This is a genomic window from candidate division WOR-3 bacterium (assembly GCA_039804025.1).
GTDB lineage: Bacteria > Hydrothermota > Hydrothermia > Hydrothermales > JAJRUZ01 > JBCNVI01.
In genome coordinates, this window is the sequence record JBDRZP010000008.1 from 57,792 (window position 1) to 80,932 (window position 23,141).

At 30.2% G+C, this 23,141-nt stretch carries 17 protein-coding genes; 3 read left to right on the forward strand and 14 right to left on the reverse strand.

Features of this window, described 5'->3' with window-relative positions:
• Positions 1 to 42: 42 nt before the first annotated feature.
• From ABIN73_04300 to ABIN73_04365, 14 genes are all read right to left on the reverse strand, one after another.
• Positions 43 to 315, reverse strand: coding sequence for a hypothetical protein (locus ABIN73_04300; protein MEO0268946.1), 273 nt, complete (start codon positions 313 to 315; stop codon positions 43 to 45).
• Positions 308 to 2,602, reverse strand: coding sequence for a hypothetical protein (locus tag ABIN73_04305; GenBank protein MEO0268947.1), 2,295 nt, complete (start codon positions 2,600 to 2,602; stop codon positions 308 to 310). The genes ABIN73_04300 and ABIN73_04305 overlap by 8 nt, the downstream gene beginning before the upstream one ends.
• Positions 2,603 to 2,630: 28 nt before the next feature.
• Positions 2,631 to 3,626: an RluA family pseudouridine synthase gene (locus tag ABIN73_04310; GenBank protein MEO0268948.1), complete on the reverse strand. Its 996-nt coding sequence runs from the start codon at positions 3,624 to 3,626 to the stop codon at positions 2,631 to 2,633.
• Positions 3,607 to 4,335, reverse strand: a complete 729-nt coding sequence (rph, locus tag ABIN73_04315) for a ribonuclease PH (protein ID MEO0268949.1) — start codon at positions 4,333 to 4,335, stop codon at positions 3,607 to 3,609. Before rph ends, ABIN73_04310 begins: the two co-directional genes overlap by 20 nt.
• 5 nt (positions 4,336 to 4,340) lie before the next feature.
• On the reverse strand, positions 4,341 to 4,589 hold the full coding sequence (locus ABIN73_04320; protein ID MEO0268950.1) for a hypothetical protein: 249 nt from the start codon (positions 4,587 to 4,589) through the stop codon (positions 4,341 to 4,343).
• Between the two features lie 16 nt (positions 4,590 to 4,605).
• On the reverse strand, positions 4,606 to 5,349 hold the full coding sequence (gene dapB / locus ABIN73_04325; protein MEO0268951.1) for a 4-hydroxy-tetrahydrodipicolinate reductase: 744 nt from the start codon (positions 5,347 to 5,349) through the stop codon (positions 4,606 to 4,608).
• Complete coding sequence (locus ABIN73_04330; GenBank protein MEO0268952.1) at positions 5,346 to 6,428, reverse strand: M42 family metallopeptidase; 1,083 nt, start codon at positions 6,426 to 6,428, stop codon at positions 5,346 to 5,348. The genes dapB and ABIN73_04330 overlap by 4 nt, the downstream gene beginning before the upstream one ends.
• Positions 6,429 to 6,451: 23 nt before the next feature.
• Complete coding sequence (locus ABIN73_04335; GenBank protein MEO0268953.1) at positions 6,452 to 7,594, reverse strand: hypothetical protein; 1,143 nt, start codon at positions 7,592 to 7,594, stop codon at positions 6,452 to 6,454.
• A 72-nt stretch (positions 7,595 to 7,666) separates the two neighbouring features.
• Complete coding sequence (locus tag ABIN73_04340; protein ID MEO0268954.1) at positions 7,667 to 9,406, reverse strand: glycogen-binding domain-containing protein; 1,740 nt, start codon at positions 9,404 to 9,406, stop codon at positions 7,667 to 7,669.
• Positions 9,403 to 12,480: a hypothetical protein gene (locus ABIN73_04345; protein ID MEO0268955.1), complete on the reverse strand. Its 3,078-nt coding sequence runs from the start codon at positions 12,478 to 12,480 to the stop codon at positions 9,403 to 9,405. Before ABIN73_04345 ends, ABIN73_04340 begins: the two co-directional genes overlap by 4 nt.
• Positions 12,471 to 13,799: a hypothetical protein gene (locus ABIN73_04350; protein MEO0268956.1), complete on the reverse strand. Its 1,329-nt coding sequence runs from the start codon at positions 13,797 to 13,799 to the stop codon at positions 12,471 to 12,473. Before ABIN73_04350 ends, ABIN73_04345 begins: the two co-directional genes overlap by 10 nt.
• Positions 13,796 to 14,506, reverse strand: a complete 711-nt coding sequence (locus ABIN73_04355) for a hypothetical protein (protein ID MEO0268957.1) — start codon at positions 14,504 to 14,506, stop codon at positions 13,796 to 13,798. Before ABIN73_04355 ends, ABIN73_04350 begins: the two co-directional genes overlap by 4 nt.
• The gene (locus ABIN73_04360) at positions 14,503 to 15,477 is read right to left on the reverse strand and encodes a hypothetical protein (GenBank protein ID MEO0268958.1); all 975 of its coding nucleotides are present in this window, start codon (positions 15,475 to 15,477) and stop codon (positions 14,503 to 14,505) included. The genes ABIN73_04355 and ABIN73_04360 overlap by 4 nt, the downstream gene beginning before the upstream one ends.
• A complete protein-coding gene (locus ABIN73_04365; GenBank protein MEO0268959.1) occupies positions 15,474 to 16,679 on the reverse strand; it encodes an extracellular solute-binding protein in 1,206 nt (401 codons plus the stop codon). The genes ABIN73_04360 and ABIN73_04365 overlap by 4 nt, the downstream gene beginning before the upstream one ends.
• 39 nt (positions 16,680 to 16,718) lie before the next feature.
• Here ABIN73_04365 and ABIN73_04370 point away from each other — a divergent pair, with 39 nt between their 5' ends.
• From ABIN73_04370 to ABIN73_04380, 3 genes are all read left to right on the forward strand, one after another.
• Positions 16,719 to 18,023, forward strand: coding sequence for a nucleotide sugar dehydrogenase (locus ABIN73_04370; GenBank protein ID MEO0268960.1), 1,305 nt, complete (start codon positions 16,719 to 16,721; stop codon positions 18,021 to 18,023).
• Between the two features lie 97 nt (positions 18,024 to 18,120).
• Positions 18,121 to 20,601, forward strand: coding sequence for an SBBP repeat-containing protein (locus ABIN73_04375; GenBank protein MEO0268961.1), 2,481 nt, complete (start codon positions 18,121 to 18,123; stop codon positions 20,599 to 20,601).
• 72 nt (positions 20,602 to 20,673) lie between these two features.
• Positions 20,674 to 23,141: SBBP repeat-containing protein (locus ABIN73_04380; protein ID MEO0268962.1), on the forward strand; the 2,468-nt coding region annotated here is incomplete at its 3' end.

Genomic DNA, 23,141 nt, shown 5'->3' on the forward strand with positions numbered 1-23,141 from the left:
TGAATTTCTCTGGTTCAATTTTCTGTAATTATTTTTCAATTTTTAATGGCATTTGTTACAGCTTTTATCCCACGGATGTCTAAATTCAGTCCTTTCTTTGTTTGAATTTTTTTCTAAAATTAAAATTCTTGATTCAATACTTTTCTTATATTCATCAAAGTTTTTCTTGATAGAATCTATTTTACTTTCTATTTTGCTTACTTTATTTTTTAAAAAATCTATTTCCTCTTTAACTTTTCTTAATTCCTTTTCATTTACCTTACAGGCTGAAAAAATAATTAGAGTTAAAATAATTTTTTTAAAAATTTTATTCAATTGGTTTATTAAGAAAATCTGGATATTTCTTTCCAAGAATCCTGTAAATTTCTTTTAAAGTTTCCCTGAAAGAAACATCAAAGAAATTTCCAGGAACCTCCTGATCCTTTCCATACCACCAGAACCAGTCCGAACCCTCTGCTATATATATCATTCTCATAACCTTTTCTTTTTTTTCAGGTTCAAGTTCCTTCAAATATTTTTCAATATCTTTTCTAACATAAGAAAGGTATTCCCATGCCTTATTTTCTTCAGGCTCCCCTATCCATGTAGAAAAATTGGCTCCTATCCAGGAACCAGGGAAAAGGTAATTGAGATTATTTTTGGGCTTATATTTTTCAATATATTCACCTATTGTCATTGTTTTTATAAATTTTGCCTCTGATAAAGATTTATAAAGATTATGCAAAAACTCTTTACCATCATGAGGGTAATGCTCCCATGCATTTTCTCCATCAAGAATAACTGCAACAACAGGAGGATTTTCCTTATCCTTCCAGTACTTGTAAATATTTGCAAGTTCTAAAATAAACTTATTTGCTGCCTCCACAGGATTCATATTCTGATATACAAAACCTATTGCATCAGATAAATGCGTATCTCTAAAAACTACATAAATACTGTCCTTAACATTTTTAACCTTGTAAACTCTATATTTTTCTTCGAGACTCAGAAAGTTTTTATTTAAAGATTTCATTAAAACTTTCTCATCAGTTGCAACCCATTTTATTCCATTTGAAGAAAAAAGGGGAATAAGTTCATAGGCAACAGAACCTTCACCAGGCCACATACCAGAAGGTTTTTCCCCAAAAATATTTTCATAAAATTTAACTGCTTCTTTTATATGCCATTCTGCATCTTCTGGATAGGAGAAATCTGTTTCTGGCATAGGAGTTCCTGGTAATCCAGGTATTGCAAGTTTTATATCGTAAATTAAGGGTAATATTGGGTGATAGAAGGGAGTTGTTGAAACTTCTATTTGTCCCTTTTTCATTAATTTTTTATGAAGGGGAATTATAGAATTAACAATTTTTTTATGAATTTCTATTATTTTCTTTACATCTTCTTCAGAAAAATTTTTTCCTTTTTCTATTAAATCCTTAACACTTATTCTCTCTCCATTTTCAAGTGTAACTTCCTTTTCTCTAAAATCAGGGTCAAGCCATGCTAAATTAAAATAAGCCTTTAAATCTATTAAATCCTTCTCAGAAAATTTTTCACCCCTTAATTTTTTATCAAGTAATTCAGAATACCTTGGAAAAGTTCTTATAACTTTTTCCCAGTTTGCATCAAAAAATCTTTCAATAAGATAATTTTTCTCCTCTTCACTCATTTCCTTGACGGGTTTTAAAGATAGTCTCATTGCTTTATCCATTGTTCCCTGTGTTAAATCTAAAATCATTTCAAGTAGTGATGGAGTTAAATTTATCGTCAGGTGAATGTCTGGATAATTTTCAAGGATTTTAGCCATATCATAATAATCCTTTGTTCCATGTAATCTTGCCCAAGGGGAAAGATAATCACCCTTTTCATCTTTTGGATATCTTGGCTGATGTTGATGCCACAAAATTAAAAGAATTAATGGAAAACCTCTATACTCAATTTCTCTTGCAATTAGTCTATCTTTTGGAACAATCTCCATTTCTTCAGATTTCATTATTATTTTTCTATCAGGAGTCAAAATAAAAACAGAGTTAAATCCACCGAAACCATCATCAACTTTTGCAGGATTATTCGGATCTTCTTTCCATTTTGTATCATCTATAACAAATTTATACTGGTATTTACCAGGTGGTAGGGGAATTACTATTTCAAAAAACCCTTCCTCAGTTTTTCTCATAATACTCGAATTTTTATCCCAGTTATTAAATGTTCCAGCAAGTGAAACTTTTTTAGCTGAGGGATCAAAAAATTTGAATTTAACACCTTCTTCAATTACCTCAAGAGATGATAGAGATTGTGTTTCTGTTATAATTTTCCCATCAGGAGTTAAAATAAAAGCAGAATTAAAACCTCCAAAACCATCATCAATTTTCCATTTATTGTCAGGGTCTTCTTTCCATATATTCCCATTTATTACAAATTTATATGAGTAAAAACCTGGTTTTAAAATTAGTTCTGTTTTAAAATTACCTTCAGATGTTCTTTCCATTGGATGGGAGTAAGGGTTCCAGTTATTGAAAGTTCCAGCAAGGTTTATTCTTTCTGCTTCAGGAAAATAAACTTCAAAAATTACCTTATTATTTTGATAAAATACTATTGAAAATATAAATAGAATAATTTTCATAAAAAAATTTTAAAAAATTTTCATTTATTTACTCAAATTTTGATAGAAATTCAAAAGCTCTTTTAAAATCCTCTGGAAATTCTGCTATAACCTCAATCTTTTTATCATATATGGGATGAACAAAAGAAATTTTGTAAGCATGCAAAGCCTGCCTATCAAAAATTTTAATCAGTTCCTTAACAACTCCCTTTTTATCAGGACCTGTAAGGCTTAATATCTTTTTTCCTTCTGTTCCTCCATAAAGGGGGTCTCCTACAACAGGATGGCCTATATATTCCATATGGACTCTTATTTGATGAGTTCTTCCTGTTAAAAGGTTTACTTTTAAAAGAGAACAAATTTTATCATATTCTTTTAAAACTTCATAAATTGTAATTGCTGGTTTTGCATTTTCAAAAGTTACTTTTCTTTTCAATCTATTAACAGGATCCCTTCCTATGGGTGCATCTATTTCCATAGTCTTTTGAGGCATTATTCCCCATACAAGTGTTCTGTATTCTCTTTTTATTTCCCTTCTTTCCATCATTGTTCCTAATTTTGAAAGAGCTTCCTTTGTTTTTGCTACTATCATACATCCTGTTGTATCTTTATCAAGACGGTGGATTATTCCTGCCCTTATATTCTCCTCCTCATCTTCTTCAGAGGAAGGGAGTTCCCCATATTTGAAAATTAATCCATGAACTAAGGTTCCTGAATGATGTCCCTTTGCAGGATGAACAACAACCCCCTTTGGCTTATTTATAACAGCAAGATGCTCATCCTCATATAAAATTTCAAAGGGAACTTCTTCAGGGATTATTTCTTTTCTTGGTTCTTCCTTTATTTTTATAACAATATGTTCTCCCTCTTTTACTCTGTAACTCGGTTTTTTTACTATCTTACCATTTACCTCAACAAGACCTTCCTCAATTGCTTCTTTTATTTTTTCTCTTGATATTCCACATCCACTCTGATAAAGATAAACATCAAGTCTTTTACCCTTTGATTTTATATTTACCCATCTTTCAAAAATCCTCTCTGGCATAAGGATATTTTTTTATGAAATCCTTCTGGATTTTAAAAATTTCCTTTGATTTTTCCCTTGCTTTTTCAATCATTAAATTCAAAAAATCTGGTTCAATTCCTCTTTCTTCACTTGTCCCCTGAATTTCAACTATCTTTCCTGACTCTGTTAAAAATAAATTTAAATCAAATTGAGCATTATAGTCTTCTTCATAAGTAAGATCAAGGTATATATCCTCTCCTATTTTTCCAGCGGTTATACCACATACAAGTTCAAAATCGGGAAAAACTTCTATAAGTTTATTTTTTTTCATAAAGTTTAAAGCCTGGTATATAGCACAGGATGCACCTGTTACAGCAAGAGCTCTTGTGCTTCCATCCGCCTGAAGAACTTCAATATCACATAAAAGGGTATATTCTCCCATTTTCTTTCTTTCCACTCCTGCTCTCAAAACTCTTGATATTATCCTTGATAATTCAATGGCCCTTTTATCTTTTATTCTCATTTCAATAGATTTTCTCTCTTCAACTGCTCTTGGATGCATAAAGTAGTAAGCTTTTATCCATCCTTCCCCTGTTCCTTTTAAAAAGGGAGGGACTTTATTTTCTATACTCACTGTTATAAGAATTTTAGTGTTCCCTGCTTCAATATAAACACTTCCCTCTGCTTTTACCTCTCCCTTTCTCAGAATGATGTTACGAATTTCTTCTCTTTTATTTTTATCCCTCAATTTTTTTATTCACCTTTGAGTTTTTTAATTTCTTCTTCAAGTTCTTTAATTTTCTGTTTTAGTTTTTCCTTCTCTCCCTTTCTTTGAAGGTAATACATTCTATAAAGAATTCCAAGGGTAATTAATAAAAAGAGAATGTTAAAAAAGGAAATATACAGCGGGTCTATTGGTTTTATTGCCCCAAGCCATAAAAAAGCATCATAAAAAAAATTTAAAAGTGAAAGTATAAATAAAATAAAAACCCATAAAAGCATAAAAAACCTCCTTTTATTACTTAAAAAGTAGCTCTTTAAAAGTATAAAATCCTTTTTTAAAACTTAAAATCTTTTTTGCTACAAAAAGAGCCCCCCTTGCAAAAACTTTTCTTGAATATACTTTATGGGTTAATTCAATTACCTCATCACCCTTTGAAATAAAAAGGGTATGCTCACCCGGTATATTTCCCACTCTTAAACCTGCTAATAGAACTTCATTTTTCTTTTTCATTTCCCTTCTTTCAAATACTGGATAAGAATCCTTATTAACATTTTCCTTCCATTCATTAAATAAAAAAAGGGCAGTTCCACTGGGAGCATCCTTTTTACCTGTATGATGTAATTCCATAATTTCAAGTTCATAATCCTTTAAAAATTCTGAGAATTTTTTAAAAAAACCTGCTATAAGATGAATTCCTAAAGACATGTTTGGAGAATAAAAAACAGGAACTTTGTTAGATAATTCTTTAAATTTTTCAAAATGAATTTCCTTTAGAGATGTTGTTCCTATAACATAAGGTTTAGGTTTTTCTATTAATTTAAGTGTATTCTGCAAAGTTGCCTCTGGATCTGTGAATTCTAAAAATACATCAACTCTATTATAAACTTTTCTTAAATCATCCTCATATTTTATACCCTTATACTCACCTTTTACCCCCTCCTTTTCTATAAGTGCTCCTATTTCTATTTTATCCTCTTCTGCAACTTCAATAAGGGCTTGCCCCATTCTTCCCTTTGCTCCAATAATTCCAATTCTCATAAATAATTTGAGAATTCTTTTACCTTTTCAGAATTAAGGTTTAATACGAAAGAAACAGAAAGTTTAAGAGCATTATCAAAATCATCCCTGTGCATTAAAGAATGAAATCCATGGATATACCTTGTTGGAACTCCTATAATTGCAGAAGGGACACCTTCTTTAAAAAGATGAACTCTTCCTGTATCATATCCACCCATTGTAAAAGCTACAATATGATGTTTGATATTTTCTTTTTTTGCGATTTCCCTTAAAAATTCTGTTAATTTTCTGTTTGCAATCATTGTTGCATCAAGAACCACTATTGAGCACCCATTCCCCATTTTTGCTTCACTTTTATCTTTTGAAGCAGGTGTATCATCAGAAATTGAAACATCAAGGGCAATACCAACATCAGGTTCTACTACCCAGGAAGAGGTTCCTGCCCCTCTTAATCCAACTTCTTCCTGAACAGAGAAAACTCCGTAAACTGTTCCTTCAAATTCTTTATCCTTTAATTCTTCAAGTATTCTTACAAGAAGCCCAGCTCCATATCTATTATCAAAGGCTTTTGAAGAATAAATTTTTTCATTACCAAGTATTTCAAATTGGGAATGGGGAACAAGGACATCACCTATTTCAATATTAAGTTTTTCTTTTGGGTTAAATTCAGTATCAACTCCAAAATCAATCCAAAGATCATCAAGCTCAGGAATTTTTGCTTCTTCCCTTTTCCTCAAAAGATGAGGCGGGGTTGAACCTATTACCCCTTTAAATTTTCTTCCATCTCTTGTTTTCAAAGTTACCATCTGGTCAATCAAAGTTCCACTCCACCAACCACCAAGAGGTAAGAATTTAACATAACCTTCCTGGGTAAATCCCTTTACCATTAACCCAATTTCATCCATATGAGCAATAAACATTATCCTGGGACTTTCTTTTTTCCCTTTTTTAATAGCTATAAGAGAACCAAGTTTATCAGTTTTAATCTCATCAACAATATCTTTTATGTAGTTATAAATCACACTCCTTACTTCCTCCTCAGCACCAGGAGGACCAAAAGCTTCTGTTAAGTCCTTTAATAGTTTTTCTGTGTGGTCCATTATTTTTCCTCCTTTATTTTTTATTAAGATTCACCAGTTTCCTTTTGAACTTTTTCCTCTTCAATTTCTGGCATATAACTTTCAGGTTCTTCTTCTTCCTTTAAAAGGTCAATATCATCTTTTTTCTTATAAAGAGCTATAAATATAAAATTGTTTCCTGCAAAAAACATACTTGTTAAATAAGATAGGACCATAAAAATAACAGCATAACCAAATAAACCAAGAAACCAACCTAAAATATTTCCCCATAAACCAAGGTTACCTGGATCAGAAGGTATAAATAAAAGCGCACTTGCACCAATTAAATTAAAGTAATCATAGAATTTTCCTAAAAATCTGTAATCAGGAAGTAATGAGTTAGCTTTCTGAATAATTAAAGGGAAAAGTGGATAGGCTTTTGAAAGCACACTTACTGCTACAAGAATTGCTTTTGAAACAAAAAGAGTAAATATTGAACCTGAAACTAAGATTACACCAAAAAGTAAAAGTTCATAAAGGAAAAGTCTCCAGGGTTCCTCATTTATTGTTGAAAAAATCTCAAAAAGAGTATCAAAAGTATCATTACCTGTTGTTCCCACTATAGAAGGTGAAATAAAAAGAGAAACTAAAAGGGATACGAAAATATAAATTAAAAATAAACAGGTAAAAAATGCCGGTATAGAAAATAAAATAAAAATTAATGTTCCAAAAAAAGGAATTCTTGTAATTAATCCCCAGATAAATCCTGTTAATAAAATTAAGGCTATGAGAACTATTAATAAAACTGGAGTTAAAAAGGATGCCTTACCTTTTGTTATTGAAAATTTTAAAGATTCTCTTATTTCATAAAATTCATCCCCTTTTAATTGTTCAAAATGAATTTTTGAAACAGCTGTTCCAAATATAAAAAAAGTAAGTAAAAAGAGGATTATTCCAATCAGATGGAGAACATTCCCGGCTCCTGAAAGTGGTTCAAAAAAAATAATGGGTAATAATTTATAAACTCCCCATATTTCTTTAAAACTCCATCCACTCTGTAAAAGGGCAAGGTATGAAAATATTGAATAGAAAAAACCTCCAATGATAAAACCTACGAACTGAACCCACATCTTCTTTACAGAAAGTCCAAATCTTGCAGCCCTGAATACATCTTTAAAGTTATAGTGGAGTTTTACTGGCATTTCCATTTCCAAATTTTAAAAGGGAATTGAACCCAAATTAAAATTTTATTTAAAGAATTTTATAAAATTCAATATAATTTAAAATCTTATTTCAACTCCAATTTTTAAAAGAATTAAGTTTTCTAAATCCCTTTCAGCTAATAAGGATTTTCTTCCATACCTTAAATAAGAATCACTTATAAGCTCCATATTTGCTCCCCTTTCTGTTAAATAAATCCTCCTTGCCCATTCATCCTCTTCAAGGGTAAAAGGGTCAAGTCCATATGATATAAATACATAACTTCTCTCATAAATAATTCTCCTTAATTCTAAATAGGGAGATAAAAAGAAATTTTTAATTCTTAAATGGGGTGCATCAAAGTTAATAAATCTAATATCACAAAAAATTTCATAATCTTTAAAGATTTTCTGAATCCATTTAAAAATTATTTCAGAAGAATAAGGATAATAACCAAAACCAGGTGAGGAGAATTTTCCAGTTATAAAAAAGGGCAATCTTCCTGTTTTAAATTCAATAATAAGTGATAAAAGTTCTTTAAAACCGAGGGAAAAAGTTTCAAAATACATAAGCTGATTTAAACGATGAAAATAAAAAAGATTACTGAAAGGTTTCTCACTCCCTACTATAAAATAATAATGTTTCAAAATTAAGTTGAAATTATTCTTTTTAAAAAAAAGACCTGAAAATAAAAGAGCTTCCCTGTAATCACCAAAAAATTTTTTTAAATCAAAAACATCATACTCTGTAAAAATTCCTGTTTTAAAATTTGATATATAGCTAATAGAACTGTAAAATCTTGAAAAATTACATATTTTTAAATAATGTTTGAAGCTTTCTCCATTAGATTTCTCATCTGCTTTCCATAAAATTTCTCCTTTTCCTGAGGCAATGTTAAACTCAAAATTTTTAATATTTTTTTTGATATCAGAGCTTATAAAGTTTTCTTCCTTGTAAGAGTTAAAAAGTAAAAGTTCACCGTTTTCTGAAAGAGAATCTGGTGATATGGTGCTATATTTTCTATCAAATCCCTTTTTTTTAAAGTAATTAAGTGATAAAAAATTATAGAAGGTAAATCTACTAAAAATTAAATCTCTACCTTCTCTCCAACCATTGGAATAAAGAAAATTTAAATTCAAAATTTTTGATTTATGATTCAGAATAAAACCTTCTTCCTCTCTTCCGAAATCCTTATGAAATTCTCCTATGTTACCTATCAAGTCAAAGGGTTCAAGGGAAGAAAGAACAAATTTGTTATAAAATCCCCTTAAGGATAAATTTTTTTCCCTTAAAATAAACTCAGCCCTTTCAAAAAATACAGGTATTGAACCGTCACTCTGAAGATTTTTATTTTGGTATCTCAATCTTACCCATAACAGAGAGTTATAAGGAAGATAACCTTTTAAATCAAGTTTTGAATCAGAAAGTGTTTTAAATTTTTTTAATGTATCTTCTAAATTCAGATGAAACCTTATATCACCTGAAAAATTAATAGCAGTATTCCATTCTGTGTTTGAAATTGTCTTAGGAATAATAACTTCTCCTTTTTCTGTTATTTCAATTAAAGAATTTCCATAAGGTCCAACTTTTAAAGGATTTTCAGGATCACTTATCCAGTTTCCATCAACAATAAATTTATATTCATATCTTCCTGGTTCAAGGTCGAGAGTAACTTCCCATATATCCCCCCTTTTTTCCATTTTTAATGGGTTTTTTTCCCAGTTTGTAAAATCTCCAGCGAGTAGAACAGAATTTGCCTTTTCTTCTTTTAATTTGAACTTAACAGGGTATAAAAATAGTATTAAAAAAATTAATTTCATCTTTTGACTTTAATAATTTTAAAGTTTAAAACTTTTTTATTTTCATCTTCAATTCTTATAAAAAATATGCCATTTCTTTTTAAAGGAAGGTATGTTTTACCCTTTAAAATTTTTCTTTCAAAAATTCTTCTTCCTGATATATCATAAATTTTTAAATTGAATGTTCTGTGATAGGGATTTATCAGGTAATCAGGATTAATTGTTTTTAATAAAAATGATATTCTTTTGTTTTTAATTTCCTCTTTTATCTTAAGTTTTTTTAAAAGAACAAATTCATTGGGTTCAATTCTTCTATTCAATATTCTTGGTCTTGGAACCTGCCATTCAAGATTCCCCCCATCATATGTCTTATATGTTCCAACAGCAAGGTATAAAGATTCAGGGTCAAATCCATATAAATTTCTTAAATATATTAATCCCTCAAGAATCCCTGTATCAGAATTGTGGGAGAAACACTTGAAATTAATTGTGTCATCTATTATGTTTTCAAGGGAATCAAAAAAGGATACAAAATTGTTATCATTCTCATCAGCAAGAAAGAAATTATAAAAACCAAGACTATCAGTTTTATTCCAAGGTGATTTTACAAGTTTTTTATAGGGGTTGAAACTTATGAAAATAAAGTGGTCATTTGAAAATCTATCAGGAGAATTTCCAGCAGATTCTGTTGCTATGTAAAGTCTTCCTGAATCTTTATCATAAACTCCCCAAAGATGCATTTCAGGATTTTCAGCAATAAGGGGAACTCCTGGATCTAAAATTCCATCCATTAAAAAATTTAATTTTCCTACAATAAAACTATCGTTTTTTCCGAGCCAGGAAATATTTGAAAGAGAATCTCTTGCATAAATTGTATAAATAACTTTTGTTCCTGATGGATGAGAAGGTATTATTCCTTTATAAATATTTAAAGTATCAATTTTCATTAAGGTTTTAAAAATTGAATTCCAGTTATTATTTGTCCAGTAAATAAAAACTGAATCAACACCTGAAGGATCTTGAGCTGAAATTTTTACTTTAACTGAGTCAGAATCAGTAATGTTGTATAGGGGAGTTCTTGAAAGGTTATAAAGAAGAGGACCTTCAAGGTCACCAGGTCCTGGAAAAGGTAAATCCGGCACTCCACTTCCAGCATAGAGGTATATATCAAAGTTTCCTGAAATTCCCCCGATTTCCAATTTTTCACCAGCAGGAACTTTTGAAATTAAGTTAAATTTAAGTCCCACTCCTGATTTCCATAAAATAAATGCTCCCTTCCCTGATTTTAAATTCCTAAATCCAGCATACATCCATCCATTAGGTGAGATATCATTTTCAAAATTTAAAGAGTAATAATTAAATATAATTTTATATAAATCAGGGGATAGGACAGATTTTGAAAAGATAATAAAAGGAGAATTGTAATTTAGTTTTAAAAATTTTTGATTCTTTTTAAAAGAGTATGTTTTAATCATACCTTGATTTTCAAAGGTTATAAAAGCAGAAGCTGTATCTGAGTAAAATCCCATAATATTATATAAATCATTTTCGTGCCAAGCATCTTCACCAAAACCTGAATGACTGTAATCAGAAAAATCTCCTTCCCCTCCCCAGTTTGTAAAAAAGTTCCCTATATAAACTGTCCCAGAAGAATCACATAAAAAAACCATTTTCCCGCCTCTTTTTTCAAAAACCGATAGGAAGTAATTTGTTCCAATAACAAATTCCATAAATCCATCACCGTCAATGTCAAGGGAGTCGTGAAAAACAATTTTAGGTGATGTAAGCCAGTTTGAGGCATAAGAAAAAATATTTGCCTTACCTGTATGATTCCATAAATTTTTTCCCCAATAAATAAGTTCTCCACCTGGTCCAGTATGCCATGCTGTTTCATATAAAAGGGAATTTAAAGTGAGAAAACCAAGTAATTTTAATTTATTATCAGGGGAATTTTTTAAATTGTTCCAGGAAAAAAGCCATAGGTCTTCATAATCCCCCTTTATTCCATTTGAGTTTAAATCAGGTGCATCTAAACTGGTTCCATAAGCCTTTGTATTTTTAAAATCATAATACCAGTTATCATAATTTCCACCAGTCCAATCATGTAATTCCTGATATGCTGAATAATTTATATAAATTGTTGGGGGGTCATTGTAAGGATCAGAATCATAAATTCTATCAACACCCCACCATTTTGCAGCTTCGGCTACATGAATTGGCTGTATCCATGATGTATTTTTAGCCCATGCGATATTTGCATCATAGGAATTTGAAGGAGCACCAGGATAACCGAAATCCCATCCTGCAACACCTGCTGCTTTTTCCCAGTCATCTCCATAAACACAAATTTGCTCCTGATCCCAGGAATTTGCTAAATCCTGAAGATGATTATATAACCATGTTTCAGGAACATAATTCCATACCCAAAAATCCCTTGCATGTTTCTGAATGAATATTACAAATATTCTGTGATTATTTTCTATCATCTGATGAACCTTGTGATTATTATAACATGGTGAGCCATCCGGGAAATTATGAGAATACCACTCGTGAACATTATCATCAACTAAAATACAGGGGGAAATATGTCTTCCATAAGAATCAGTTTTTCCATAAAGGGAATCAATAAGGGCAACAAGGGAGTAAGGCATTAAATTTTTACTTTTAAAAACCCTTTCAGGAATCCATATCACAGTTGGATAATCTGGCCAGCCTTCACCTTTTATGATGGAATCATCCTGAATTTTTTTTATTAAAAAACCATATTTGTTTATTTCTTTTGCTGCATAGGGTAATATGTTCTGACCATAAACACTTCCAACAATATCAACAAGGTGGCTTTTAAGTCTTTCTAAAAGTCCATTATCATTTAAAAACCATGCATAGGAACTTGTTAAAGTCCCTGAAATATGGATATCAACTGGAACATTGTAATAAAAGTGTGTATCAAGAATTCTGTGATATGAGTTTCCATTATATCCTTCTTTCCCTGGCACCAGCGCATATTTTCCATTATCACCAAAATGCTGGTTACCATGATGAACGAATGCAATCTTAGCAGTTCCTCCAAATAAAAAAAGAATTATCAAAACCATATTTTTACCCTTATTTTTATTATATCATATATCTTCTGATACTGGGAATCAGCAAAATCATTATCATTTATAAGGTCAAAATCTGTTACATATCCTTCACCATATTCAATATAAAATTCCTTTCCTGATATTGTATAACCAATCTGTAAAAAAGCACTTTCCCAGGTAGCAAAATCTGTATTAGCAATAGCACCCCTGAAATAAAAATAAAAATTAAGGGGAAGATTAATTTTCCCTTCAAGACCTATAAGATTTCTTTCACCAATTGAATAAGGATTATCTTTTATTCCTATATCTTTCATTTTGTATTGAATTCTTAAAAGGTAATTTTTTTCTTCCTTTTTAATTTCAAAAAATATGTGTTTCCATTTTGCTCTTTTTTCATTTACAATTTCATAGAAACTTTTAAAGGAGTATCCATTTATAAATTCAACAAAAATTTCTGTTTGAGAAAAAGTAAATCTAAAAGGTTTTTCGTAATATGTTCCAAATAGGTATCTTGTTTTATAGGAATCAAATCTTTCAGTTAATGTTATAGATTTATAAGGAAAGAAAAAATTTATTTCTCCTTTAAATCCTTTTCTATCCCATTCTTTTCCCCAGTATGAAAATCTGTTTGAAAAGTTTGTTCTGAAACTGTCATCAATCTGATAGTAAGATAATACAAATCTAAAAGGTCCTAAATAAATATTTGAAATTTCTGAAGAAAAGGCTTTTCCCTTTAAAATATCAGAATATTCAAATGTTAAAAATCCCTGTAATAAAGGAAATCTTATAAATCCTTCATAAATCTTTTCTCTTTTATTTTCATAATAATTCTTTTTATTCCCGTATAAAAGTTGAGTGTCAAAAAATTTTTTGAATCTTAAAGAAAAAATGTTATAATCAGCATTTTCACTTCTTTTTGATTTTGAAAAAAGGTAATTGATTTCTGAAAAAGGAAAGGGTTTTAAATTTAAACGCATTCCTTCTGATTTTGCTCCAAAATCATCGTCTCTTATTCTTTCAGGTGAAATAACAAATAAAAGGGGGCTTTCAAAGAAGTGTCTATCTTCCCTTGCAAAAAATATTAAATTGAAAGGATTAAAAAGTTCTATATGTCCCTGTAAATAAAGGAGCTTACTTCCTTGGTAAGTATTTTCAAGCATATAAGAGGTATAGGTATTTAAAAATTCCCTTGAGTAAAAATATTTAAGTTCAAAATGATTTCTGTAAAAAAACATCTCCCAGTTTACAGGTTTTGATTCTCTTGAAATAAAACATTCATTTTCAAAATAAAAATTTAAAGAATAAAATGAAATAAAAAATAAAAAAATCATTTTTTAAATTCTAAGGATGCTCCTAAGGAAATTCCAAGATAAGAGTTATCCTCAAATGAAAAGATAAAATTTTTGTCATCAGAAATAAGTCCAAAACCTAAATTTATAAAGTTTTCGGAAAAGGAAAGAAAAACAGCAATTGGTCTTAATAAAAGGGAAAGTCCAATTTTTTTAAATTCTTTTTCTCCTGAAATAAAAATATAAAATCTTTCAACTGGTGAATAATTAAGTGAGAGATAATAATTTTTTGAATTAAAGGAATTTAAAAGATGCTTGAAAGTGAAAGAAAAAATTAGATTTCTGAAGATAAATGAATTGGATAAATCCAAATCAATTTTTTCTTTTCTTTTTAGAATTGAGTTAAGTAAAAGAAAGTTTCCTGAAAGTGAAAAACCTAAATTTTTAATTTTTTTAGAAAAACCTGTTAAAATTTCAGTTTCTGAATAATCTTTTAAACTCTTTTGAAATATGCTTAAAAATAAAAATTTTTTAAAGCTAAAAGAAGTATTAATTTCATTCCATTCACTTATTTCATAGGGTTTTCTATAATCGAAATAAAATAAAAAATTATTATTAAAAAAGGGCAAAAGGGATGGGAAAAGGGAAGAGGAGGAAAAAAAGTTTAAATCAGAAGAACCTGTTAATCTTGAAAAGGAAGAAGGTTTAAAATTGAATAGATTAATAAAAATTAAAAAAAAGATTTTCATTCTACTACCTTTATTACCTCTTTTTTTCTTAATTTTCCCTTCACTTCAAGTAAGAGAATATAGATACCGGGCTTATTAATATTAAAGTCTATTTCCCTTTTTTCGTTTTTAAGAAGAGTTCCTTCAAATATTTTCTTAAAAAGTTTTCCATCTTCTGTTATCAAGGATATGTTTATGTTTGAATTTTCGGAAAGTGAAAAAGTCAATTTAACACTTTCATTTATAAAAATAACGTTTTTATCAATTTTAAATTCTTTTAATTCAAGTTTTTCAAAAGGAGATTCTACGATTTCAGAGTTCTGAATAGGGAAAATATTTGAATCAGGTTTTGCATCAAGATTTTTATCCAGGTTTATTAATAAAAATCTTCTTATATATTCAGGAGGTAGTCCATCAACATCAAGGTTATCAGGTGATATATCACCAGAACCTGAATGGTCTCCTCCTGCTATGCATAAGAAAATTTTCAAATTTGAACCTGAATTAAAACCATTTTCAAAAATTAAGGGAAAAGGGATTTTTGCCTCAATATAGCTTTTTTCACCAGATTTCCCTCTGTTATAAATTTCAGTATAACTTGAAAGGTCTGAGGTTGAGCCAGAGGTGCTTATTTTACGGAATCCACCTTTTGACAAATCAGCATCCCAGAGGGCAAGTATGTAATTTGCTTCAATTCCATATAATTTTAAATTTCTTGGATACCAGTTTAAAATATCAAGGTCAGAAACTCCTTTTTCGCCTGTATCAAAAACTATCAAAAGAGCATTATTTTTTACAATATATTCTACACCAATATATATATTATTTTTATCCCATGTTAGAAAAAAATTGGTAAGTTCATTTTGAATTCCCCAGAAGCTGTCTCCATATCTATCAGAAAGGACTTTTTCATCCTCAGAAAAATCTTTTAAATCTCCATCAACTGTTATTGTTTTGTATGTAATGTTTATTAAAAATAATAAAAAAATCATTTAATTACTTTTAAGATTCTCTCCTGTAAATTTTTTATTGTTTCTTCAATATCCCTTTCTCCTTTTAAAAAAATAGAAACTTCCTGAATATATATTCTTTCTACTTCAGGGTATTCAGCAATTTGGGGTCTTGGTTTTGTTTTTTCAATTGCTTCTATAAGTATTTTCATAAATTTATTTTTTTCAAAATCAATGTAATCAATAGCTTTTTTATTTACTGGAATCTGTCCTAAAGCATTTGCCCATTTTGCCTGCACTTCAGGTGATATTATGTATTTTAAAAATCTCATTGCTTTTTCACTATTTTTTGTATTTTTAAATATAACCATCTGTGTTCCTCCCAGTGAAGTAAATGAACCTGCTTCACCTTCTGGAATAAGAGAAATTCCAAAGGGGAATTTAATTTTTTGTAAGTCTTTTATTTTCCATGGACCTGAAAAAATCATAGCATATTTTTCATTTATAAATCCCATATCAGGATTTATACCACCTTCAAGAAATGCCCCACCTTCTATTTTGTATTTAAGATATAAATCTCTTTTAAAGCAAAGAGCTTTTTTAAATTTTTCATCTAAAAATTGTGGATTTCCCTTTTCATCAAAAACTTCTGAGCCAAAGGTATAAAAGAAGGGTAAATCCCACCATAAAGTATTTCTCATTCCAAAACCAAAAATCCCTTTTTTTTCGTCAGTTAATTTTTTTGCATAAATTAAAAACTCTTCCCAGTTAGAAGGTGGTTTTAATGTATCAAGTCCTTTTTCTTTGAATAATTTTTTATTATAGAAAAGTAATATGCATGTTACCTGGTCAGGGATTCCATAAAGTTTATCCTCATAATAAGAAGATTTTAAGGGTGCTTCATAAACATCCTTTAAAATATTTTTAAAATAAGAAGTATCAAGGGGAAGTAGAATTCCTTTTTTGGCAAGTAAATAGACCTGTGCTATATCAAGTCTTGCAATATCTGGATTCTGTCCACTTATGACAGATGTTAATATTTTTTCAAACATTCCTTCAAAAGGAACTCTCTGGACTAAAATTTTAATATTTTCTTTTTCTTCAAATTCTTTAACTATTTCATTGAATACTTTAAATTCTTCATCGTTATAAGATACCCATATTGATAGTTCTTTTTTTTCAACTTTTTTACAGAGGAGAAAGATAATTATAGTTAAAAAAATTAAGATTAAATTTTTTTTCATCTTTTTATTATAAGATAATTTATTTTTTATAATAAAAGCATGATTTCTGAAATTATAAAAAAAATTAAAAAAAGGGATTTAAAAATTGGTATAATAGGACTCGGTTATGTGGGTCTTCCTCTTGCTGAACTTTTTTTAAAAAAAGGTTTTAAAGTTTTAGGGTTTGATATATCTGAAGTAAAAATTAAAAATTTTAAAAAGGGTATATTCGGAATTGAGGATATAAATGAAGAATTCTTAAAGGAAAAAATTAATAGCGGTGAGTTTAATGTTAGTTCTGATGAAAAAATAATAAAGGAAATGGATGCAATTTTTATATGTGTTCCAACTCCTGTTACAAAGGAAAGGGTCCCTGACCTTTCTTTTGTTTTAAATGCAGCAAATTCTGTTAAGAGAAATATAAAAAAGGGAGATATTATAGTTCTTAAATCAACTACTTTTCCTGAGACAACGGAGAAAATCCTGTTACCGATTTTTGAGGAGGAAAATTTTAAGGTGGGAAGGGATTTTTATTTAGGTTATGTTCCTGAAAGGGTAAATCCTGGTGATAAAGAATTTACAATTGATAAAATTCCTGTTGTAACAAGCGGTGTTACAAAGAATTGTCTAAAGATTATAAATGAGATTTATAAAGAAATAGTTCCTATGGTATTCCCTGTTTCTTCACCAAAAGTTGCTGAAATGGCAAAAATTTATGAAAATATGTTCCGGAATGTTAATATAGCCCTTTCAAATCAAATGGCTATTTTATGTGACAGAATGGGAATTGATGTATGGGAGGTGATAGAAGCAGCAAAGACAAAGCCTTTTGGTTTTATGCCCTTTTATCCTGGTCCTGGTGTTGGGGGTCATTGTATTCCTGTTGACCCTTATTATTTATCCTTTAAAGCAAAAGAATATGATATGGAGATTGATTTTATAACTCTTGCTGCAAAGGTTAATGATGATATGCCCTATTATGTAGTTGATAGAATTTTGAAAATTTTAAACAGGGAAAAAATACTTCCTTCAGAATCAAAGGTGCTTATCTTTGGTGTTGCTTTTAAAAAGGATATATCTGATGTAAGAAATTCGCCCGCTATAAAAATTATTTCTATTTTAAAGGATATGGTAAAGAAAATTGATTATATTGACCCTTATGTTCCTGAAATAAGAGAATTTAATAAAAAAAGTTTAAATTATAAAAAGAATATTTTAAAGAAATATGATTTAGTAATTATTTTAACTAACCATTCTATTTTACCTTATGAGGAGATACTTGAAAATTCAAAATTGATATTTGATACAAGAGGGGTCTATAAAATAAAGAATAAGAAAATTTATAAACTTGGCGGGGGTAATTAGGCTAATTAAAAAATGTGACTTAAATCACTTGACAGATTCTACAAATAGATATATAATAAAAGCAAGGTCCAAATCCTTTAAAACTCTTAAAATAAAAATGTATAAATTAATTTTCTTCATATCTATAACATGGGCATATGCCCTTGAAGGAATAAATTCAAACCAGTTATCTTCTCAAAATGTTAAATCTTGGATAAATGATTATATTGGATTTGAAAAGAATTTCGGACAGGTAGGAGATTTTGAAGGAAAACCTGTAAAGGAAGTTCTTATAAGGGCAAAACTTCCAAACTTTGGAATTTTCATAACAAGAAAAGGTGTATCTTATGTTATATACTCATATATAGGAAATAAAAATTTTGATAAGAGGGATAAATTATTTCATCCAGAGGAAAACAAAGGTGAAGTTTCCTATTCAAGGATAGATGTTGACCTTATAGGTGCAGATATAAAAGAGGAGAATATAGAGTTTGAAGATCCATTGCCAGGATATACAAATTATTATCTTTCCTCTTGTCCTGATGGAGTTCTTGGAGTTATAACTTATAGAAAGGTAAGGGTAAAGGAAATTTATCCAGGGATTGATTGGGTATGGAGGTATGAGGATGGTAAAATACATCATCAGTTTGAGTTAAAGCCCTTTGCTGATATATCAAGGATAAGGATGGATGTAAAGTATGCAGATGTTGAGATTAAAGATGGTAAGAAACTTATACTTAAAACTCCTATCTCTCAAATAGAGGATGGAGAGATTCTTGCATATCAGGGCTCAAAAGAAATTAATGTTCTTTACAGGCTTAAAGAAGGTTATATTACATTTACTGCAAATTATTCAAGAGAAAATACTTTAATAATAGATCCACCACTTGCACTTTTATGGGCTACTTATTATGGAGGAAGTGATTGGGATGAGGGCTTTTCAATTGCAACGGATGTAGGTGGTAATGTTGTTTTAACAGGAGTAACTTATTCAACTGATTTTCCAACATATAATCCAGGTGGTCTTGCATATTATCAAGGAACAATTGCAGGATATGAAGATGTATTCATATTAAAATTCAACAATTCCGGAGTAAGAATCTGGGCTACTTATTATGGTGGAAGTGATTATGATTGGGGCTGGTCAATTACAACAGATCCAAATGCTAATATTTTTGTAACTGGACGCACAAAGTCATCGGATTTTCCAACATATAATCCAGGTGGAAATACTTATTATCAGGGAACAATTGCAGGAGGTTATGATATATTCATTTTAAAATTCAGCATTTCCGGGGTAAGAAAATGGGCAACTTATTATGGAGGAAGTTCGTATGAAAGTGGATATTCAATCACAACAGATGCAGATGCCAATGTTTTTTTAACCGGAGAGACTTCTTCTCATGATTTCCCTACATATGATCCAGGCGGAAATGCTTATTATCAGGGAACATATGGTGGAGAATGGGCTGATGCCTTCATTTTAAAATTTGATAATTTTGGTGTAAGAAAATGGGCTACTTATTATGGTGGAGATTCTGTAGATGTAGGCCAATCAATTACAACGGATGCAAGCGGTAATGTTTTTTTAACAGGAGGAACTCGTTCAACCAATTTTCCTCTACAGGACCCAGGTGGAGGTGCTTACTATCAGGGAACAAAGGCAGGATATAGTGATGTATTCATTTTAAAATTTGATAATTCAGGAGTAAGGAAATGGGCTACTTATTATGGGGGAAATTATAGAGAAGGTGGCAATTCAATTACAACAGATGCAAGTGGTAATGTTTTCTTAACAGGATGGACTGAGTCAACTAATTTTCCTACACAGGACCCAGGTGGAGGTGCTTATTATCAAACAAACGCAGGAGGAGATGATCCATTCATTTTAAAATTTGATAATTCAGGAGTAAGGCTATGGGCTACTTATTATGGAGGAAATGATGATGATGAAGGCTGGTCAATTACAACAGATGCAAGTGGTAATGTTTTCTTAACAGGAATAACTTGTTCAAGTGATTTTCCTACATATAATCCGGGTGGTTATGCTTATTATCAGGGATATGTAGGACCTTGTGAGGCATTCATTTTAGAATTTAACAATTCAGGTGTAAGAAAATGGGCTACTTATTATGGAGGAAGTGATGGGGAGTGGGGGAACTCAATTGCAACAGATATAAGTGGTAATATTTTTGTAACAGGAGAAACTTCTTCAAATGATTTTCCAACATTTTATCCGGGTGGAAATACTTATTATCAGGGAGTATATGCAGGATATACTGATGCATTTATTTTAAAATTTGAAAGCAGTATTTCAGTTAAGGAAAATTTAAATTCTTTTAAGGAAAAAAATAATCTTTATGTATTAAGGAACTCAAAATCTCTTGTTTTAGTTTTTGATATAAAAGAACCCTCTGAAATTGAATTAGATTTTTATAAGCTTGATGGTTCATTAATTGAAAAGAGGAATTATGGGTATTTTGAGAAAGGTATGCAGAGGCTTGAAATAAACTTATCTGGAATTAATAAGAACACCTATTTTATAAAGGTTAAGATGGGAAAATATACAGAAACTGTAAAGGTTTTAAATGTTGAATAAATTGGGAAAAGGGGATTAACTATTTTTACTAAAAATTTACAATACCTTGATAAAAATTGAAGGAGGTAAAAAATGAAAAAAGCAATAGTATTATGTATGGTGATAGGGTTATACGCCCTTAAAGGTAATCAATCAGGAATTTCGGAAGGACTCATCCAGCAATGGATAAATGATTATATTGGATTTGAAAAGAATTTCGGACAGGTAGGAGATTTTGAAGGAAAACCTGTAAAGGAAGTTCTTATAAGGGCAAAACTTCCAAACTTTGGTATTTTCATAACAAGAAAAGGTGTTTCTTATGTTATATACTCATATATAGGAAATAAAAATTTTGATAAGAGGGATAAATTATTTCATCCAGAGGAAAACAAAGGTGAAGTTTCCTATTCAAGGATTGATGTTGATCTTATAGGTGCAAATATAAAAGAGGAGAATATAGAGTTTGAAGATCCATTGCCAGGATATACAAACTATTATCTTTCTTCATGTCCAGATGGAGTTCTTGGAGTTATAACTTATAGAAAGGTAAGGGTAAAGGAAATTTATCCAGGGATTGATTGGGTATGGAGGTATGAAAATGGTAAAGTTCATCATCAGTTTGAGTTAAAGCCCTTTGCTGATATATCAAGGATAAGGATGGATATAAAGTATGCAGATGTTGAGATTAAAGATGGTAAGAAACTTATACTTAAAACTCCTATTTCTCAAATAGAGGATGGAGAGATTCTTGCGTATCAAGGCTCAAAAGAAGCAGAAGTTCTTTATGATTTTGAAGAAGGTTATATTACATTTACTGCAAGTTATTCAAGAGAAAATACTTTAATAATAGATCCACCACTTGCACTTTTATGGGGAACTTATTATGGAGGAGGTAGTAATGATTGGGGCTATTCAATTACAACGGATGCAAATGGTAATGTTTTTGTGGCAGGAGCTACTGCATCAACAGATTTTCCAACATATAATCCGGGTGGAAATGCCTATTATCAGGGATCAAATTTAGGAGGGAGTGATGTGTTCATTTTGAAATTTAATAATTCCGGGGTAAGAAACTGGGCTACTTATTATGGTGGAAATAGTGATGAGTATGGCAGTCCAATTACCACGGATGCAAGTGGTAATGTTTTTTTAACAGGAAGTACTGTGTCAAATAATTTTCCAACATATACCCCGGGCGGAAATGCTTATTATCAAGCAACAAATTTAGGCCTTTTTGATGCATTCATTTTAAAATTCAACAATTCAGGAGTAAGGCTATGGGCTACTTATTATGGTGGAAATAGTTCTGATGATGGCCGGTCAATTACAACGGATTTAAATGGTAATGTTTTTGTAACAGGATCTACTTATTCAACTGATTTTCCAATACAAGATCCAGGTGGAGGTGCATATTATCAGGGTTCAAAAGCAGGAGGTGTGGATGCATTTATTTTAAAATTCAGCAATTCTGGTGAAAGGCTATGGGCTACTTATTATGGTGGAAGTAGTGATGATTATGGCAATTCAATTAAAATGGATTTAAATGGTAATGTTTTTATAACAGGAGAAACTAAGTCAACTAATTTTCCAACATTAGATCCAGGTGGAGGTGCATATTATCAGGGATCAAATGCAGGTGGTTATGATGCATTCATTTTAAAATTCAACAATTCCGGAGTATGGCTATGGGCTACTTATTATGGAGGAAATGATAATGATGAGGGGATTTCAATTACAACGGATTTAAATGGTAATGTTTTTGTAACAGGAGATAGTAAGTCGACTAATTTTCCAACACAAAATCCAGGTGGAGGTGCATATTATCAGGGAACAAATTTAGGAGGGAGTGATGTGTTCATTTTGAAATTTAATAATTCCGGGGTAAGAAACTGGGCTACTTATTATGGTGGAAATAGTGATGATGGAGGCTTTTCAATTACAACGGATGCAAATGGTAATGTTTTTGTAACAGGAGTAACTTATTCAAATGATTTTCCAACATTAGATCCAGGTGGAGGTGCATATTATCAGGGATCAAATTTAGGTGGTTATGATGCATTCATTTTAAAATTCAACAATTCAGGAGTAAGGCTATGGGCTACTTATTATGGTGGAAATAGTGATGATGGAGGCTTTTCAATTACAAGGGATGCAAATGGTAATGTTTTTGTAACAGGGTATACTTATTCAACTAATTTTCCAACACAAGATCCAGGTGGTGGTGCATATTATCAGGGAACAAATGCAGGGGATTTTGATGCATTCATTTTAAAGTTTGAAGGTGGTCTTTCAATTGATGAATATTTAAAACCTTCTAAACCAGAACCTACGAAGGAAAAAAATAACCTTTATATATTAAGGAACTCAAAATCTCTTGTTTTAGTTTTTGATATAAAGGAACCCTCTGAAATTGAATTAGATTTCTATAACATAAATGGTTCATTAATTGAAAAGAGGAATTATGGGTATTTTGAGAAAGGTATGCAGAGGCTTGAAATAAACTTATCTGGAATTAATAAGAACACCTATTTTATAAAGGTTAAGATGGGAAAATATACAGA